This is a genomic window from uncultured Desulfovibrio sp., from assembly GCF_944324525.1.
GTDB lineage: Bacteria > Desulfobacterota > Desulfovibrionia > Desulfovibrionales > Desulfovibrionaceae > Desulfovibrio.
This window is the reverse complement of the sequence record NZ_CALUWS010000017.1, coordinates 36,855-52,867: the sequence shown is the minus strand read 5'-3', so window position 1 is coordinate 52,867 and position 16,013 is coordinate 36,855. Positions and strand designations below refer to the sequence as shown.

Below are 16,013 nucleotides of genomic sequence, written 5' to 3'. Positions count from 1 at the left end.
AAAATGCTCTACGGAGCGGGCGGGGTGTTTTTTTGCGGGGGGAAAGGAGGGAGCTTTTTGCAAAAAGCCCCCTCCTTTCCCCCCTGCACCCCCCTTTCCTCCCGCAAAAACGTTTACCGGGGAGGGTGACAAGAAGACTTTTCCCGGCAGGCTCCCCCTCGACCGCAGGTCTCCCGGCTGCATACCGGCAAGGGACTGTCCTGCCCCCCCTCCTCCCTCCTGCTGGAGCCTTTTGCCTTTGAAAAAGGGAAAGCGTAAAGCGGCGGCGCCGGATATCCTCCAGATGCGGCTTCCCCGGCATCATGGCAGGAAAAACGGCGCTTCCCCAGGCGGGAAAGCGCCGTTGTACGTTTCTGGCAGGGATGGAGGACCTGCCCGCGGGCGCAGGGGATATCAAGAGCGGCGGTAACGCGACATGATCGCGGCTCAGTGTGCGGCGCTCACCCTGCTGGTGGCGGGAAGTGCGAGCGTCTTGCTGCCGGCCGGGGGAGAGAGCTTGCCGGCCCGGTAGACGGCGTGCCCCTTGTCCACGATCGTGCCCGCGCCGAGCCAGGTTGCGAGCGCGTCCGAGCTCAGCGTCGCCGTCTCGCCAAAGTCCAGGGTGGCGACGTTCTGTTCCTGCCCCGCAAGGATGATGTTGCCTTCATAAACCGTCAGGGCATCGATCTGCCCCACGTCGAGCCGGAGCGTCCCGCCGCCGTTGACCGTCGTGTAGAGCGTTCCCCTCATTTCGGCAGCCGCTGCGCTCAGGTCCAGCCTGGCGGCTTCCAGCACGAATTTGCCGAGCAAGACAGACAGATGCGACAGGCGTAGCGCCGAGCCGTCGTTCAGATGCAGACTGCCGCCATTTAAAGAGACGCTGCCGCCCTCCCCTTTCACTTTCGCCGCCAGCGTACTCGAGAGACTCAGCTTGCCGCCCTCCTCCAGCATGAGCGTCTTGCTCCCGGACTGTGTCCATTCGCAGGACACCTGCATCACGCCGCTGACGACACGGATGTCCGTCTCCAGCCTGCCGCCTGGAGAAGTGGCGTGCTCGCCGCCCAGCAGCAGCTGGGCTGTTGCGTTCCGGTTGGCGCTTTGGCTATCGTCAAGCGTCAGCCTGTCACCCAGCAACCTGGGCGTCTCCCCCTTCTTGCCTTTGAACTCGAGCATCCCTGATGCGAGCGTGACGGGCGAGCCGTTATTGTCCAACGTCAGCATGTCGGCCTCCACGCGGCAGTCAAAGTCAAAGCTCTCGCCCTTCAGGGTCAGATTACCGGTCCTGCAGGTAAGATAGTCACTCTTGATCCTGTCGTTGGAGCGCCAGCGCCTGACCATGTCCGCCGTCAGCGTCACGGTCTCACCAAGATCCAGGGTGGCTCCGGTCAGCGTCAGCTTCCCGCCGGCCGCCGTCAGGGCCTCTACCTGCTCCGGGTCGAGCCGGAGCGTCCCCTCATCTATCCTCGTGGCAAGAGCACCGTTCATGACGATCTTTGCCTTCCTCACATCAAGCCTGCCCTTGTACAGCTGGAACTCGCCGGCCCCGGACGCCTCCAGACGGGACAGGCTCGCCCTGGTTTTGGAAAGCAGGCGCATGTGGCCGCCGCCGAACCGCAGGACTCCGCCCTCGCCGCGCAACCCAGCCGTGAGTTTGCCATCACGCATGTCCACCATGCCGCCCTCACCAAGCGTGAGCAGCGCCTCAAAGGAATAAGGGCTGGCCAAATACCAGTCACCGCCATCCACGATGATCGAACCGTTGAAGACGGTGACGGGCAGAGGCAGCTTGCCGCCGTTCCCGCTCAGGCGCAGCACGGCAGCCGCCCCTTCCCCTTTGCTGTCAAGCGTGAGTCCCTGCCCATCAATCAGCGCAGGCTCGTCCCCCGTGCCAGTGAGACAGATCTCTCCCGAGGCAAGGGTAATCTTGTTCATCACTATCAGATTGTTGCACACCAGGCGGCTGCTGGGGTGAAAGCTGAGGCTGCTGCCGTTCAGCAGCAGCTTATCCGCCTTGTAGACGGCGTGGCCCTTGTCGGTCACGCGCTCAAGGCTCGCTGTCTTCACCCCCGTCGATCCCATATCCAGCGTGGCGGGAGCAGCGGCCGACCCGGCAAGGGATATATTGCCGCCGTGCATCATGGAGTCCGCTATCCTCTCGTCAAGGACAAGACTTCCGCCGGGCTGGACGGCATAGGATGCCGCCTGCTCCGCTATCGCAGGGGATGCCGCCCGCCCCCCTGCCACGTGCTTCACTGTGCCCCGAACCTCGATATGCGCCCCGGACACCTTGTCGTAGATGAACGATACGTCCATATCCGGCGCGACCGTCAGCGTGGCCCCGGTCAGCTCGCGGACCTCGCAGCGGGCCGTCTGACCGGGGGTTGCGCTTTGCAGGGTCAGGGCGCCGTCCCCTTCGATGCGCCCGGTAAGGCCCCTGTCGCTCGCGAGGATGTTTTCCTTGCCTCGCACCGAAAGGGTGCCGATCTGCGCCGCTCCGGCAACGGACAACCGGCCGCCGTCCAGCGTGATGCGGGACGTGTCGCCATCCGCGACCGTGCAGGACCGGACGTCCACCGTGGCGTTGCGCACGATCAATTCGCCCTCGCAAACAAACGAGAGCGCAGCGCCGGAAAGCATGCCCCCGTCGATCGTCATGCGCGCCCCCTTCTGGATGAGGATCCAGGTCGTTTCGACCTGCTCATGACGTTCGCCGGACAGCGTCCAGTGCTCGCCGGGCTCCAGGCTGACCGGCGCGGAAGAGTTCCACCACTCGCCGCCGGGGATCTCGGCCAGTGCGACGCCCGCTCCCCCCATGAGCAGCATGGCGGCCACGGAAAGAATGCCGAAAACAGAGGACAGACGGCGCTTGCGCGACACGGCCGGACGGGCGGCGCCGGCGTTGTCGAAAACTGATGCAGTGTTGCGTCCGATCATGTGACATCTCCCAAACAGGACGGCTGAACAAGAGATATGGACAGAAAGCGCCCGCGCAAACAGACGCGGGACCACCCCGCACCTGCACAGGCTGCTTAGAGCGTTTTGCCTTTGAAAAAGGTAAAACGCGAGGCGGCAGCACAGCGCCGCCCGGCCAAAAGTGAGCGGAAAAACCGCGCTTTTTCCGCGAAACGCCAGGCCGTATGGTTTGAAGCGCGAAGCGTTTCAAACGGAAAATGCTCTAGTGAAAACGGCGTTTTTCGCGAACCACGTTTTTGTAGCAAAAAGGAAGGCGGAACAACAGCTTTTTCCGTCAGAGCCGGAGAAGCCGCCGCGTCGCGGTGTGCTTTTTTCAAAGGCAAAACGCTCTTGCGCGCCGGCATGCCGGACGCATGCGGCAAGAAGGGACGCGCTGCGCTGCCGCTGCGGGGCGGATGCCCCGCCTCTGGCGCATGCGGCGCACTTTTGCTATATTGTCGTCCGACACATTGTCCTGCATGGCGGCAGTCCCGCTTTCCGCCGCCCCCTGCCGTACCCGCCAGACGAGAGAGGCCGTATGACTACTTGCAGCACCCTCCCCGACATTTTCGCTGACCCAGAGAGCTGTTGGCCGCAATGGCTGGATGCCTGCCGCGTGGGCGACGACGCCAGCGCCGCCGCCTATGAAGCCGCTCCGCCCGCCCAGCGGGCCGCCCTGAAAACCGGTCTGGCCCTCATGGCCCAGTATTTCGGCCGCCCCACCGCCCAGCAAAGCGGCGGCTGGCGCGACCCCTTCAGCGGTTTCTGGCAGGAAGAGCATCGTTGCCCCGCCCCGTGGGCCGTGGTGGCCTTTACCCCGGCCTATGCGGCGGCGGCCCGCCTCACCGCGGCCTGCCTGCCCGCCCTCCTGGCGCAAGTCCCCCTGCTTGGGGCCGTCTGCGTGGGCTCGCAGGGCCAGACGCCCACGCCGCAAGCCCTGCTGGCTCTGGAGCTGGCAGGCGTCGAGGACGTGTTCAGTCTGGATGAAGCCGCGCTCTGCCGCCTGCTGGAAGAGACCCAGCCCGGCCCCGGCCGCCTCGTGCTGCTGCACAAGGGCGAACTGGACATTGCCGCACAGACGGCGCGCCACCTCCATATCCCCTGTTACGAGGAGCGCTATGCCCCGGCGCTGGCCCTGCCGCAGCCCGATCTCTTCGATATGGAAGCCCTTGTGCTGGCCCACGGCGAAGGCTGCGTCAAACGGGCCCGTACCGCCGCTCTGCCCGAAAGCCCGGCAGCCATCTACACTACGCCGGAGGCCGCCCGCGCGCATTGCCACCTGAGCGCGGACCGTCCTTTCGGACGCGGCGCCGCCCCGCTGGCCCTGACGCCCGGCTGTGAAGGCTTCTGGCTGCACGACGGCCTGACGCCGGATTTCTTCGCTCTCCGGCGCGCGGCCTTCGGCCTGCTGTAGGGACGTTCAGGCAAATTTTACGCGGGGATCCGTCCCCGCGTCCCTTTTCCCGTATCACCGGGAGACCGGCGGACGAAGGGACGGTTTTTGTGTCGCGCCACCCGCCTCTCTTCCCCAAAAAACACACACTGGAGAGGAGGCGGACGGCAGGGGACGACAGCCTGGCGCGTCCTTCCCTGCATCCCTTTTCCGTATCGCCGGGGGACCGAAAGACGAGGGGACGGCCTGCGTGCCACTTTTCCCCTTCCATCCTCCCCAGTAAAAGCGCGCTGGGGAGGGGTTGGGGGGCCTGGGGGGAAGGGGGACCCCTCCCGCGCCGGCGGAGGGGTCCCCCTTCCCCCCAGACGGGCCATGTCCGTCGGACCTTCGGTCTTACGGGCATCGACAGCAGAGCGCGACCGAAAGGCGGCCGCAGGCCGTGCCCGTTAGGCGACGCAGGAGCCTTACGGGCATCGACAGCAGAGCGAGGGGGCCCCTTCCCCCAGACGACGACCACCCGTACCGGAGCATTTTGGCGGGAAATTTGAACCATCGTACAGGACAGCCCATGCAGGACATTCGCAATATCGGCATCATCGCCCACATCGACGCGGGCAAGACGACGCTTTCCGAGCGTATGCTCTTTTACAGCCACAAGATCCACCGCCTGGGCGAGGTCCATGACGGTACGGCCACCATGGATTATCTGCCGGAAGAGCAGGAACGGGGCATCACCATCACCTCGGCCTGTACGTCCTGTCAGTGGTCGGGGCACACCATCAACCTCATCGACACGCCGGGGCATGTGGATTTCACCATCGAGGTGGAGCGTTCGCTGCGGGTGCTGGACGGCGCTGTGGGGGTCTTTTGCGCGGTGGCCGGGGTGGAGCCGCAGTCGGAGACCGTCTGGCGGCAGTCCGAGCATTTTGCCGTGCCCAAGCTGGCGTTCATCAACAAGATAGACCGGCTGGGCGCGGACTTTGAGTCCGTGCTCATCGCGCTGCGGGAGCGGCTTGGGGCCAATCCCCTGCCGCTGACCGTCCCGGTGGGACAGGGGGAGGAATTCCAGGGGCTGGTGGATCTGCTGGCCGAGGAGTACCTGACGTTTTCGGCGGAAGATCAGGGCCGCACGGTGGAGCGCCGTCCCGTGGCGGAGGCCGGGACGCAGGCGGCGGAGTTGTGCGCCACCTGGCGGGAACATCTGCTGGAAAAGCTGGCCGAGGCCGACGACGATTTTCTGGAGAGCTACCTTGGCGGCGGCTACGGGCCGGAGGACATCAGCGCGGCCTTGCGCCGGGCGACGCTGGCGCGTGCGGTCACGCCCGTGTACTGCGGTTCCGCTCTGCGCAACAGCGGCGTGCAGCCGCTGCTGGACGGCGTTTGCGCCTGGCTGCCCTCGCCGCTGGACGTGCCCGCGCCCACGGGGACGGATGAGGAGGGGGAACAGGTCGTCATCCCCGCCGATCCGGCGGCCCCGGTGGCGGCGCTGGTCTTCAAGGTGCTCATGGAGAATGGCCGCAAGCTGAGTTTTTTGCGCCTGTACGCCGGGACGCTGCATGAAGGCGACAGCCTGCGCAACGTGAACCAGCATTGCGACGAGCGCGTAGGACGCATCTACCGCATGCACGCCGACCGCCGCGAACAACTCGAAAGCGCCGCCGCGGGCGACATCGTCAGCATCATCGGCCTGCGTTCGGCCCATACCGGGGAGACGTTCACGGGCCGGGAGCGGCAAGTGCGCCTGGAAGCCATCGAAAGTTACGCGCCGGTCATCACGCTTGCGCTGGAACCGCGCAATGCCGACGAGGGCAAGGTGCTGGACGAGGCGCTGGAGCGCTATGCCGCCGAAGATCCCACCCTGCTGGTGCGGCAGGATGAGGAATCCGGCTGCCGCATGGTCTCCGGCATGGGTGAGCTGCATTTGGACATCCTGCTGGAACGCATCCGGCGCGAGTACGGCATAAGCCCCCGGGCCGGGCATCCGCAGGTCATCCTGCGCGAATGCGTACGCAAGAGCGGCGAGGCCGACGTGACCTTTGAACGGGACCTCGGCAAGGAGCACCATCAGGGCCATGTGCGTCTTACGGTCGCTCCGCGTGAGCGCGGCACGGGAAATGCGGTCACGGTGGGCGACTTTTTGCCCGCCGACCCGCAGGAAGCGGCGCGGCTGCTGCCTCGTGCCCTGCTGGAGGCCGCCCTGTCCGGCGTGCGGGATGCCCTGCAGAGCGGCGAGCGTACCGGCTATCCGCTGGAAGATGTGGCCGTGCGGCTGGAACTGGTGGAACGCACGGAGGGGCTGACCACCGTACCGGGCACGCATCTTGCGGCCGGGCAGGCCCTGCGTGAGGCCGTGTCCGCCGCCTCGCCGGTGACGCTGGAACCCATCATGACCGTCAAGATCAGCGTACCGGACGATTTTCTGGGCGCGACCATCAGCCTGCTTGGCGCTTGCGGCGGCAAGGTGGACGATCTGCAGGACCGGGCGGGTCTCAAGCAGGTGCAGGCCACGGCTCCCCTGCGCAAGCTTTTCGGCTTTTCCACTCAGCTCCGTTCGGCCACACAGGGTCGGGCCGGGCTCATGCTTTCCTTTGACCGCTTCGACCTGCCCTGACGGGCGCACACGGGAGACAGAGCATGTCACGCCATCCCGGCGGCGCATCCGCCCAGCCCGCCGCCAAGAAAAGCCTTGGTCAGCATTTTCTGAAGCATGAACATATCTGCCGGCGCATCGCCGCCCTGCTGCTGCCGCAGCCGGAAGACCGCGTCCTGGAGATCGGCCCCGGGCCGGGCGCGCTGACCCGCGCGCTGGAGGAGCAGCCGCACGCCTGCTTGCTGCTGCTGGAAAAGGACGATCACTGGGCGGCGGAACGGCAGCGGCTGGCCGGAGCCCGCACGCAGGCCGTGCTGACGGACGCGCTGCGCTTCGACTGGTCGCGCATCACGCCCGCCTATCCCTGGAAGATCGCGGGCAACCTGCCCTACAACGTGGCCTCCCCCATGCTCTGGGACATGGTGGCGCAGGCACGCGGCCTGCAGCGCGGCGTCTTCATGGTACAGAAGGAAGTGGGACAGCGGCTGGCCGCCCGGCCGGGCACGTCGCACTACGGCGCGTTGTCGGTCTGGGTGCAGAGTTTCGTGCGCCCCCGGCTGGAATTCATCGTGGGGCCGGGCGCGTTCAGCCCGCCGCCCAAGGTGGACTCCGCCGTCCTGACCTTTGAGCCCCTGCCGGAAGCGGCACGCCCGCCACATGCGGCCGAACTTTCGCGCCTGCTGAAGATCTGCTTCCAGCAGCGGCGCAAGCAGATCGGCGGCATTTTTCGTCGTTGCGGGGATGCGGCCCTGCTCACCCTGCCGGAAGAGGCGGGACTTGCGCCGCAGCTGCGCCCGGAACAGCTTTCCGTGGCGGATTTTCACCGTTTGAGCGCTCTTTTGGCCGCCAAAGCTTGACAAGATTCCTGAAAAATTGTTCCCCTTTTCACGTACGGTCCCTTGCTTGCTTCCTTTTTTGCCTGCCGTACAAGAAACCTGGCCGGGGGGGCCGGGATATGTGTAGGAGGATAGTTTCATGACCAAGGCAGACTTTATCGAAAAAATCGCGGCCAAATCCAATCTGACCAAGGCCGCCGCCGAGCGTGTGCTCAACGCCTTTCTTGCCTCCGTGGAAGAAAGTCTCGTGGAAGAGGGCAAGTTGACGCTCACCGGTTTCGGCACCTTCAGTGTGGAGACCCGTCAGGCCCGGCAGGGACGCAATCCCCGTACCGGCGAGACGCTCACCATCGCCGAAGGCAAGATGATCAAATTCCGTCCCGGCAAGATGCTCAAGGACGCCCTCGAAGACTAGAGCGTTTTATCTTTAAAGATAAAACGCGAGGCGGCGGCACGCCAAGCGAAAAAACCGCGTTTTTACCGCGAAACGACAGACCGTATAGTGTGCAACGTAAAACGATTCACACGGAAAATGCTCCTGGAGACGGTGGGTGGCCTTGTGCTTTTTTTGCCCGCCGCCCTCCCTCTGGAGAAAAAAGACTTGCCTTGCGGGGAAAAACGGTATATAGACGCTTTTCGTTCGCTTTGGAACGACGGCGGCTACGGTCGCCGAGTGCCCGGCCACGGCCGGAGCCCTGAAAAAAGGGGGTGATGTCTGTGCCCGGTGTATTCCTGAACGAAGACGATTACAACTTTGATATCGCGCTCCGCCGCTTCAAGAAGCAGGTGGAAAAGGCCGGTGTGCTGTCCGAAATGAAGAAGCGTCAGCACTACGAAAAGCCCAGCGTGATGCGCAAGAAGAAGAAGGCCGCTGCCCGTAAGCGCCTGATGAAGAAGATGCGCAAGATGAACGCGGCGTAATGTCGCGCCCGCGTCCCTTGGGGCGCAAGCGACGCTGTCCGTTTGCGGGAGGCCCTGCCTTGGGCTTCCCGCTTTTTGATTTTTTCCGGGTCCCGGCCCGTGAGGATATCGACATGAGCCTGTTTGAACAGATTGATAAAGACTATGTGCAGGCCTACAAGGCCAAGGACGCCGTGCGCCTGTCCGTGCTGCGTCTGCTCAAGACCGCCGTCAAGAACCGGCTGGTGGAGCTGCGCCGCCCCGGCGGCACGCTGAGCGATGAAGAGATGCTGGACGTCATCATCAAGGAAGGCAAGCAGCGTCAGGACTCCATCGAGCAGTACACCGCCGCCAATCGTCCCGATCTGGCCCAGAAGGAAGCCGAGGAGCTGGCCGTCATCCAGGAATACCTGCCCCAGCCCCTGAGCGCGGAAGAACTCGGCCGCCTCATCGAGGAGACCATCACCGCCGTGGGCGCGGCCTCGCCCCGCGACATGGGCAAGGTCATCTCCGCCATCATGGCCACGCACAAGGGCCGTGTGGACGGCAAGCAGCTTTCCGAAGCCGTCAAGCAGCGCCTGACGCCCCAATAAGTCCCGCAACAGGAGGCCGTGCCGCTGCGCGGCCTTTTTTTCGTTTTTCGCCTGCCCCGCTCACGGGGAGGTCATCCCGCTCACCTTCAGTCGGCCTCCCGGCCACCCCCTTGCCCCATGATTCACGCGCGAACCCTTGCCGCTCTGGAATTTGACGCCGTCATCGCCCATCTGGCCGGGCATTGCACCTCCGGCGTCGGACGCGAACACGCCCTGCGTGTCGCGCCTCTTGCCGATGCCGATGCCGTCACGCGGGAAGCCCGCCTTTTTGACGAGTCCCGCGTCTGGGCGGCCCGTCCGCTGGGCAACGGCGGTTTCATGCTGACCTCCTTCCCCGACGTGAGCGGCCTGCTGCGTGCGGTGGAGCGTCCGCACGCCCAGCCGGATACGGATGCCTTCTGGGCCCTGCGGGAGGTACTGCGTCTGGCGCAGGCCGCCGTGGAATCCATCGCCGTGCCCGAAGCCGAGACGCAATGGCCGTACCTGCTGGACTTTGCCCGCCGCTCGCCTCTGCCGGTGCAGCTCACCGCCGCCCTCAACCGCTGCCTTTCCGATGACGGCTACATCCGCGACGAGAGCTCGCCGGAACTGCATCAGGTCCGCAGCGAGCTGCGCCGCCTGCATCAAAACTGCATGCGCAAGGTCAAGGACTACGCCGTGCAGTACAATATGCTGCCCTATCTGCAGGACGAATTCATGACCCTTTCGTCCGACCGCTATGTGCTGCCGCTCAAGGCCAATTTCAAGGGGCGCATGCAGGGCATCATCCATGACTGGTCGCAGACCGGCGAGACCTGCTATTTCGAGCCCATGTTCCTGGTGGAGATCAACAACCGCCTCCAGGAACTCAAGCGGGAAGAGCGCGAGGAAGAGCAGAAGATCCTTGCCTATCTGCGCTCCCTGCTGCTGGCCGAGCTGCCCGGCGCGCGGGCCGCCCTCGACCTGCTGGCCGGGCTGGACGTCCTGCAGGCCAAACGCCGTCTGGCTGAAAGCTATGACGGCCGCTGCGTGCCCCTGACCCCGGCGGCGGAAGGCATCTGCCTGCTGGAGGCCCGGCATCCGCTCCTGCTGCTGGGCCGGGCGGAGGAGACCCGCCAGACGCCGCCGGAGCGCGAGCGGCGCAACGCCCGCGACGCGGCCGAAGCCCGCGAGGCGGCCCGGCGGCGCGTGCGGCCGCTGGACATCGTGCTGCGCCCCGGCGAACGCGCGCTCATCATCACCGGCGGCAATGCGGGCGGAAAGACCGTCTGCCTCAAGACGCTGGGCCTCATGGCCGCCATGACCCTGAGCGCCCTGCCCGTCCCGGCGGGCGCGGGTTCGCATCTGCCGTGGTTCGGCCGGGTGGACGCCTTCATCGGCGACGAGCAGAGCCTTGCGGACAACGTCTCCACCTTCACGGCCCAGATCCAGCATCTGGGCAAGGCCTGGAAGCATCTGGACGCCGAGGCCCTCGTGCTGCTGGACGAATTCGGCGCGGGCACCGACCCGGCGCAGGGGGCGGCGCTGGCCCAGGCCGTGCTGGACGAACTGCTGGAAAAGCGGACGTACACTCTCGCGGCCACGCACTTCCCGGCCCTCAAGAGCTACGCCCTCACCCGCGAAGGCGCGCGGGCGGCTTCGGTGCTCTTTGACCCGCAGAGCAAGAAACCCCTCTTCCGGCTGGCCTACGATCAGGTGGGGGCCAGTCAGGCGCTGGACGTGGCCCGTGAGCACGGCCTGCCGGACAGCATCCTGCGCCGGGCGGAACAGTATCTTTTGCAGGACGGGCAGGAGACGGGACAGGTGCTCCAGCGCCTCAACGACCTTGCCGCCCGCCGTGAGGAAGAACTGCGCGATCTGAAGAAGGCGCAGGACAAGGCCCGGCGGGAGGCCGAACACGCCCGCGAAAAATTCGAGAAGGAGCGCCTGCGCCTGCATGACGAGGTACGCGCGCAGGCGCAGGAGCTCATGCGCGCCTGGAAGGAAGGCCGCGCCACCCAGAAGCAGGCCCTGCGGGAGATGTCCCGCCTGCGGGCCTCGCTGGCCGCCGCCCCGCAGCAGGAGGAAGCCCCCGCCGCCGCCCTGCCCGTGGCGGAGACCTTCCGCGTGGGACAGGAAGTGCTGCATACCGCCTTCAACAAGCGCGGCCGCATTACCGACATCGACGAGCGCCGCAACCGCCTGCGCCTTGACCTCAACGGCGTGAGTCTCTGGGCCGCGGTGAAGGACGTGCGCCTGCCAGCGGCCGCCGCCCCCGCGGCCGCCCCCTCGGCGGTGGGCCGGGCCGTGCGTGCGCAGACGGACGACAGCGCCCCGGCCCTCAAGCTCGATCTGCGCGGCATGCGCGCGGATCAGGCCCTGGCCGAAGTGGAACGCTTCCTCGACAAGGCCCTGCTGGCGGGCTTCCATGAGCTGGAAGTGGTACACGGACGCGGCACCGGCGCGCTGCGCCGGCAGATACACGATTTCCTGCGCGGCTTCCCGGCCGTGGAACACTTTGCCCTTGCCCCCGAAGACCGCGGCGGCGACGGCATGACCATCGTCCAGTTGCGCTGAGATGATGCGGGGGAGAGGGACCTTTGCAAAGGTCCCCCCCGCGCTCCCTCCCCTCGAAACTCTTGCCGGGGTCCCTCACCGTGCGGGTGACGCCGCAGTCCCCCGCCGTGGCCCCGGTCCCCGGACAGCCTATGCAGGAAACCAACGCTCACCTGTCGGAGGAGACCAGTCTCCGGGATATGGCCGCCGTCCACGGGCTCCTTTTGCGGATGGCCCAGTGCCACGACCTTGATCAGCTTTTTGCGCTGGTCACGGATCATCTCGGCCGCCTGCACGATACGGCGCTCTGCCGCATCTGGCTCATGGAGCAGGCGGATCCCCAACGCTGCGCCGCCTGTCGTCACTTCTACGACTGCCCGGAGCATCGCCGCTGCCTGCGCCTTGCGGCCGGGTACGGGCAGTCCCGCGTCAGCGGCGAGACCTGGACGGCGCTGGACGGCAGGCATCAGCGCTTCCCGCTGGGGCGCGGCAAGGTGGGCCTCATCGCGGCTTCCGGCGAGGCGTTCCATGTGGATGCCGTCTCCCCAGACATGCCGTGGGTGAGCGACCCGGACTGGATCGCCCGTGAAGGCATCAGCACCTTCCTCGGCCAGCCGCTGACCCACAAGGGGGAGGTGCTCGGCGTGCTGGCCTTGTTCAGCCGCAGCCGTCATGACGGTCTGGCGCTGGACAGGCTGCGGCTCATCGCCGATTATCTTGCCGTCTCGCTGGCCAATGCCCAGCAGTTTGAGGAGCTGACGCGCCTCAAGCGGCGTCTGGAGATCGAGAATTCCTATCTGCAGCGGGACAGCGCCGATCCCGGCCCTTTCTTGGTAGGCGACAGTCAGGCCATCCGTGGCCTGAAGGAGAACATCCGCCGCGTGGCCTTTTCGGCCGCGCCCGTGCTGATAACCGGCGAGGTGGGCACGGGCAAGGGCGCGGTGGCCGCCGAGCTGCACCGGCAGAGCGCCGTCGCCGCCGGGCCGCTGGTCAAGGTGGACTGCGCGGCCATCTCACCGGGGCAGTTCGAGCGGGAATTCCTCGGAGAGCGACAGGACGACGCGGTGCATGTGGGCTTTCTTGAGGCCGCCGCTCACGGAACGCTCTTTCTTGAAAATGTCGATGACATCCCGCTGGATGTGCAGGGCAAGCTGCTGGGCATCATCCATTCGGGATCGTTCCTGCGTCCCGGCGACAAAGCGCGCCGCCCGGTGCGGATCCGCATTCTTGCCGCCACGCACGCGGATCTTTTCCAGCAGGTGCGGCAGGGGAAGTTTCGGGAGGACCTCTATTACCAGCTCAATGTCCTTGCGCTGGACGTGCCTCCCCTGCGGGAGCGCAAGGAGGACATCCCCCTGCTGGCCGGGCACTTCCTGTCCGCCTTTGCCGCGCAGCTGCACCGCCCCGCTTCGGCGCTGCCCACGGATGTCCTGCCCGTGCTTACGGCATACGACTGGCCCGGCAATGTCCGGGAGCTGCGCAATATCCTGCTGCGGGCCGTCATCACCGCGCCGGACGGCCGACTCGACGCCGGGCAGCTTGCCGCGAGCCTGCGCGCCTGCGCCCCGCCGCCGGACAGGGCGGAGCGTGTCTATACGGAGACGGAGATGGACAGCCTGTTCCGTGACAATCTGGTCCGCGCGCTGGACCAGTGCGGCCGCAAGATCTACGGCCCTGACGGCGCGGCGGCCCTGCTGGGCATCAGTCCCACCACGCTCTGCTCTCGCCTGAAGAAATACGGCATATCCCGCCGTGACGGACGCCCGGAGAACGGCCGCCATGCCCGGACGTGACGGACGCCGCCTTTCGCCGGAGACCCTGCACATCATGCGCCGCAAGGCGGTGGAAGCCATCCAGGCCGGAGAGCTGAACCAGACCGAAGCCGCGGCGGTGTTCGGCGTCAGCCGCTCCACGGTGGCGGCCTGGATGAAGGCCTTTCGGGGCGGCGGCGCGGCGGCCCTGCGCGGCGGTCGGAAAGGACGGCCCACAGGCCGGACCATCGAGCGGGGCATGGACGGCGATCTGGCCCGTTTCGTCATGGAGAACCTGCCGTCCGACCCAGACACCGGCGGACCGCTTCTGTGGACGCGGGACCGCCTGACCGCCGCCGTGCAGGCCCAGTGCGGCATCTGCCCTTCCCGCTGGACGGTGCAACGGCTTCTCCAGCAATGGGGACTGACGCTGCCGCCGGAAAGGCGCGAGGCGCTTGCCCGTCTCCGGCAGGAATGCACCCGCCTCCTGTCCGCCGCAACTCCCGGTACGCGGCATGGCCTGCCCGCGCCGCCGTTCTTCCTCCTGCGCTGTCTGCCGCATCCTGTCCGGGCCGCGTCGGGCCGTCCCCCGCTTGGCGGCCACTGGCTGGCGGCCCTTGCTCCGCGCGGTACGGCACTTTTTTGCGGACTGCCGGACGGCCGGTCCGCCGGTGAGGCCATCCCGGCCTTTCTGGATCGTCTTGCCCGGCACGGCGGGCCGGGGCCGCTCCTGCTGCTGCCGGAGGCGGACAGCGCGTTCCGGCGCGTCATGCTGACGTGGCTGCGGCGGCACTGCCGCTGCCTGCCCTTGCTGCAGGCGGAGCAGGATGTCGTGTATTTATTGCACCAAATTAACGTCTTTTCACCCGCCCCCTTCCTCTACTCTCCTCCCAAAAAAACGAAAAAAAGTTGTATAAACCCTATTTATTCTTTTTTCTGCACTTTTTGACATCATTTACAACTAAATTTCGTTGTATAACATTCACCCACCATCTGTAGACGCCGTGCCAAGAAACGGTGCAGATTCAGGACATCCACCTTATTCATGTAGAGTATTTACTTTTTTTCGCGCAGAGTATTGAGAAAATGATTTTCCGTTGCTAGTGTTGCTCCACCAACGGCACATGCCGGTTCCGGCAAGCGCCAGCAAGTATTTAACGAAAAATCGTTGTCATGTAATGTGGAGGTACGGCAATGGCAAAACACGCAACTCCCCTTCTGGACCAGCTGGAAAGCGGCCCCTGGCCGAGCTTCGTGTCCGACATCAAGCAGGAAGCGGCGCACCGTGCGGCCAATCCCGATAATCTGGACTACCAGATCCCGGTGGACGCCCCGGAAGATCTGCTCGGCGTCCTTGAGCTCTCCTACGAGGAAAAGGAGACCCACTGGAAGCACGGCGGCATCGTGGGCGTGTTCGGCTACGGCGGCGGCGTCATCGGCCGCTACTGCGATCAGCCCGAAAAATTTCCCGGCGTGGCGCATTTCCACACCATCCGTGTGGCCCAGCCTTCCGGCAAATACTACAATACGGAATTCCTGCGCGGCCTGTGCAACATCTGGGATCTGCGCGGTTCCGGCCTGACCAACATGCACGGCTCCACCGGCGACATCGTGCTGCTCGGCACCCAGACCCCGCAGCTGGAAGAGATCTTCCACGAGCTGACCCACAACCTGCGTAACGACCTCGGCGGCTCCGGCTCCAACCTGCGCACCCCGGCCGCCTGTCTCGGTCAGTCCCGCTGTGAATATGCCTGCTACAACACGCAGGACATGTGCTATCAGCTTACCATGGACTATCAGGACGAGCTGCACCGCCCGGCCTTCCCTTACAAGTTCAAATTCAAGTTCGACGGCTGTCCCAACGGCTGCGTCTGCGCCATGGCCCGCTCCGACTTTGCCGTCGTCGGCACCTGGAAGGACGACATCAAGATCGATCAGGACGCCGTGAAAGCCTATGTGGGCGGCGAATTCGCCCCCAACGCCGGCGCGCATTCCGGCCGCGACTGGGGCAAGTTCGACATCCAGAAGGAAGTCATCGACCTCTGCCCCTCCAAGTGCATGAGCTGGGACGGCAACAAGATCTCCATCAAGACCGCCGACTGCGTGCGCTGCATGCACTGCATCAACACCATGCCCCGCGCCCTGCATATCGGCGACGAGCGCGGCGCCAGCATCCTTGTGGGCGCCAAGGCCCCGGTGGTGGACGGCGCGCAGATGGGTTCCCTGCTCGTGCCCTTCATCTCCTGTGAAGCGCCCTACACCGAAGTCAAGGAAGTCATCGAAAAGATCTGGGACTGGTGGATGGAGGAAGGCAAGAACCGCGAGCGCGTGGGCGAGACCATGAAGCGCCTGTCCTTCCAGAAGCTGCTGGAAGTCACCGACATCGAGGCCGCCGCCTGCCACGTCAAGGAACCCCGCTCCAACCCCTACATCTTCTTCAAGGAAGAAGTGCCCGGCGGCTGGGACCGCGATCTCGCCGCCTACCGCAGCCGTCATCAACGCTAG

The 16,013-nt window shown here is 65.6% G+C and carries 12 protein-coding genes; 10 read left to right on the top strand and 2 right to left on the bottom strand.

Going from position 1 to position 16,013, the window contains the following annotated elements; translation table 11 throughout:
- Positions 1-426 precede the first annotated feature (426 nt).
- Positions 427-2,913 (bottom strand): hypothetical protein, encoded by a 2,487-nt coding sequence (locus Q0K12_RS06200; protein ID WP_297261080.1) that lies wholly within the window; start codon positions 2,911-2,913, stop codon positions 427-429.
- A gap of 95 nt (positions 2,914-3,008) precedes the next feature.
- On the bottom strand, positions 3,009-3,296 hold the full coding sequence (locus Q0K12_RS06195) for a hypothetical protein (protein ID WP_297261078.1): 288 nt from the start codon (positions 3,294-3,296) through the stop codon (positions 3,009-3,011).
- A 173-nt stretch (positions 3,297-3,469) separates the two neighbouring features.
- On the opposite strand from Q0K12_RS06195, the gene Q0K12_RS06190 reads away from it, so the two are divergent.
- The 10 genes from Q0K12_RS06190 to dsrA all read left to right on the top strand — a co-directional run bounded on the left by Q0K12_RS06190 (position 3,470) and on the right by dsrA (position 16,013).
- Positions 3,470-4,345, top strand: a complete 876-nt coding sequence (locus Q0K12_RS06190; RefSeq protein ID WP_297261076.1) for a hypothetical protein — start codon at positions 3,470-3,472, stop codon at positions 4,343-4,345.
- A gap of 547 nt (positions 4,346-4,892) precedes the next feature.
- Entirely contained in the window at positions 4,893-6,935 is a 2,043-nt protein-coding gene (gene fusA, locus Q0K12_RS06185; protein WP_297261073.1) for an elongation factor G, read from the top strand.
- A 23-nt stretch (positions 6,936-6,958) separates the two neighbouring features.
- Positions 6,959-7,771: a 16S rRNA (adenine(1518)-N(6)/adenine(1519)-N(6))-dimethyltransferase RsmA gene (gene rsmA / locus Q0K12_RS06180; protein WP_297261070.1), complete on the top strand. Its 813-nt coding sequence runs from the start codon at positions 6,959-6,961 to the stop codon at positions 7,769-7,771.
- Positions 7,772-7,889: 118 nt separating this feature from the next.
- Positions 7,890-8,165: an HU family DNA-binding protein gene (locus Q0K12_RS06175; protein WP_297261068.1), complete on the top strand. Its 276-nt coding sequence runs from the start codon at positions 7,890-7,892 to the stop codon at positions 8,163-8,165.
- Positions 8,166-8,467: 302 nt separating this feature from the next.
- Positions 8,468-8,671 carry a 30S ribosomal protein S21 gene (gene rpsU / locus Q0K12_RS06170; protein ID WP_296305852.1) on the top strand — a complete coding sequence of 68 codons (204 nt, stop codon included), beginning with the start codon at positions 8,468-8,470 and terminating at the stop codon, positions 8,669-8,671.
- Positions 8,672-8,784: 113 nt separating this feature from the next.
- On the top strand, positions 8,785-9,243 hold the full coding sequence (locus Q0K12_RS06165; protein WP_297261066.1) for a GatB/YqeY domain-containing protein: 459 nt from the start codon (positions 8,785-8,787) through the stop codon (positions 9,241-9,243).
- A gap of 117 nt (positions 9,244-9,360) precedes the next feature.
- Complete coding sequence (locus Q0K12_RS06160; RefSeq protein WP_297261063.1) at positions 9,361-11,778, top strand: Smr/MutS family protein; 2,418 nt, start codon at positions 9,361-9,363, stop codon at positions 11,776-11,778.
- 131 nt (positions 11,779-11,909) lie between these two features.
- Positions 11,910-13,550 (top strand): sigma 54-interacting transcriptional regulator, encoded by a 1,641-nt coding sequence (locus Q0K12_RS06155; protein ID WP_297261061.1) that lies wholly within the window; start codon positions 11,910-11,912, stop codon positions 13,548-13,550.
- On the top strand, positions 13,537-14,457 hold the full coding sequence (locus Q0K12_RS06150) for a helix-turn-helix domain-containing protein (protein WP_297261059.1): 921 nt from the start codon (positions 13,537-13,539) through the stop codon (positions 14,455-14,457). Before Q0K12_RS06155 ends, Q0K12_RS06150 begins: the two co-directional genes overlap by 14 nt.
- A gap of 245 nt (positions 14,458-14,702) precedes the next feature.
- The gene (gene dsrA / locus Q0K12_RS06145) at positions 14,703-16,013 is read left to right on the top strand and encodes a dissimilatory-type sulfite reductase subunit alpha (RefSeq protein WP_297261057.1); all 1,311 of its coding nucleotides are present in this window, start codon (positions 14,703-14,705) and stop codon (positions 16,011-16,013) included.

Excerpts from the sequence above, each read along its gene's own strand:
- Q0K12_RS06200 (WP_297261080.1), bottom strand. The coding sequence starts at position 2,913 with ATGATCGGACGCAACACTGCATCAGTTTTCGACAACGCCGGCGCCGCC.
- Q0K12_RS06195 (WP_297261078.1), bottom strand. The coding sequence starts at position 3,296 with ATGCCGGCGCGCAAGAGCGTTTTGCCTTTGAAAAAAGCACACCGCGAC.
- Q0K12_RS06190 (WP_297261076.1), top strand. The coding sequence starts at position 3,470 with ATGACTACTTGCAGCACCCTCCCCGACATTTTCGCTGACCCAGAGAGC.
- fusA (WP_297261073.1), top strand. The coding sequence starts at position 4,893 with ATGCAGGACATTCGCAATATCGGCATCATCGCCCACATCGACGCGGGC.
- rsmA (WP_297261070.1), top strand. The coding sequence starts at position 6,959 with ATGTCACGCCATCCCGGCGGCGCATCCGCCCAGCCCGCCGCCAAGAAA.
- Q0K12_RS06175 (WP_297261068.1), top strand. The coding sequence starts at position 7,890 with ATGACCAAGGCAGACTTTATCGAAAAAATCGCGGCCAAATCCAATCTG.
- Q0K12_RS06165 (WP_297261066.1), top strand. The coding sequence starts at position 8,785 with ATGAGCCTGTTTGAACAGATTGATAAAGACTATGTGCAGGCCTACAAG.
- Q0K12_RS06160 (WP_297261063.1), top strand. The coding sequence starts at position 9,361 with ATGATTCACGCGCGAACCCTTGCCGCTCTGGAATTTGACGCCGTCATC.
- Q0K12_RS06155 (WP_297261061.1), top strand. The coding sequence starts at position 11,910 with ATGCAGGAAACCAACGCTCACCTGTCGGAGGAGACCAGTCTCCGGGAT.
- Q0K12_RS06150 (WP_297261059.1), top strand. The coding sequence starts at position 13,537 with ATGCCCGGACGTGACGGACGCCGCCTTTCGCCGGAGACCCTGCACATC.
- dsrA (WP_297261057.1), top strand. The coding sequence starts at position 14,703 with ATGGCAAAACACGCAACTCCCCTTCTGGACCAGCTGGAAAGCGGCCCC.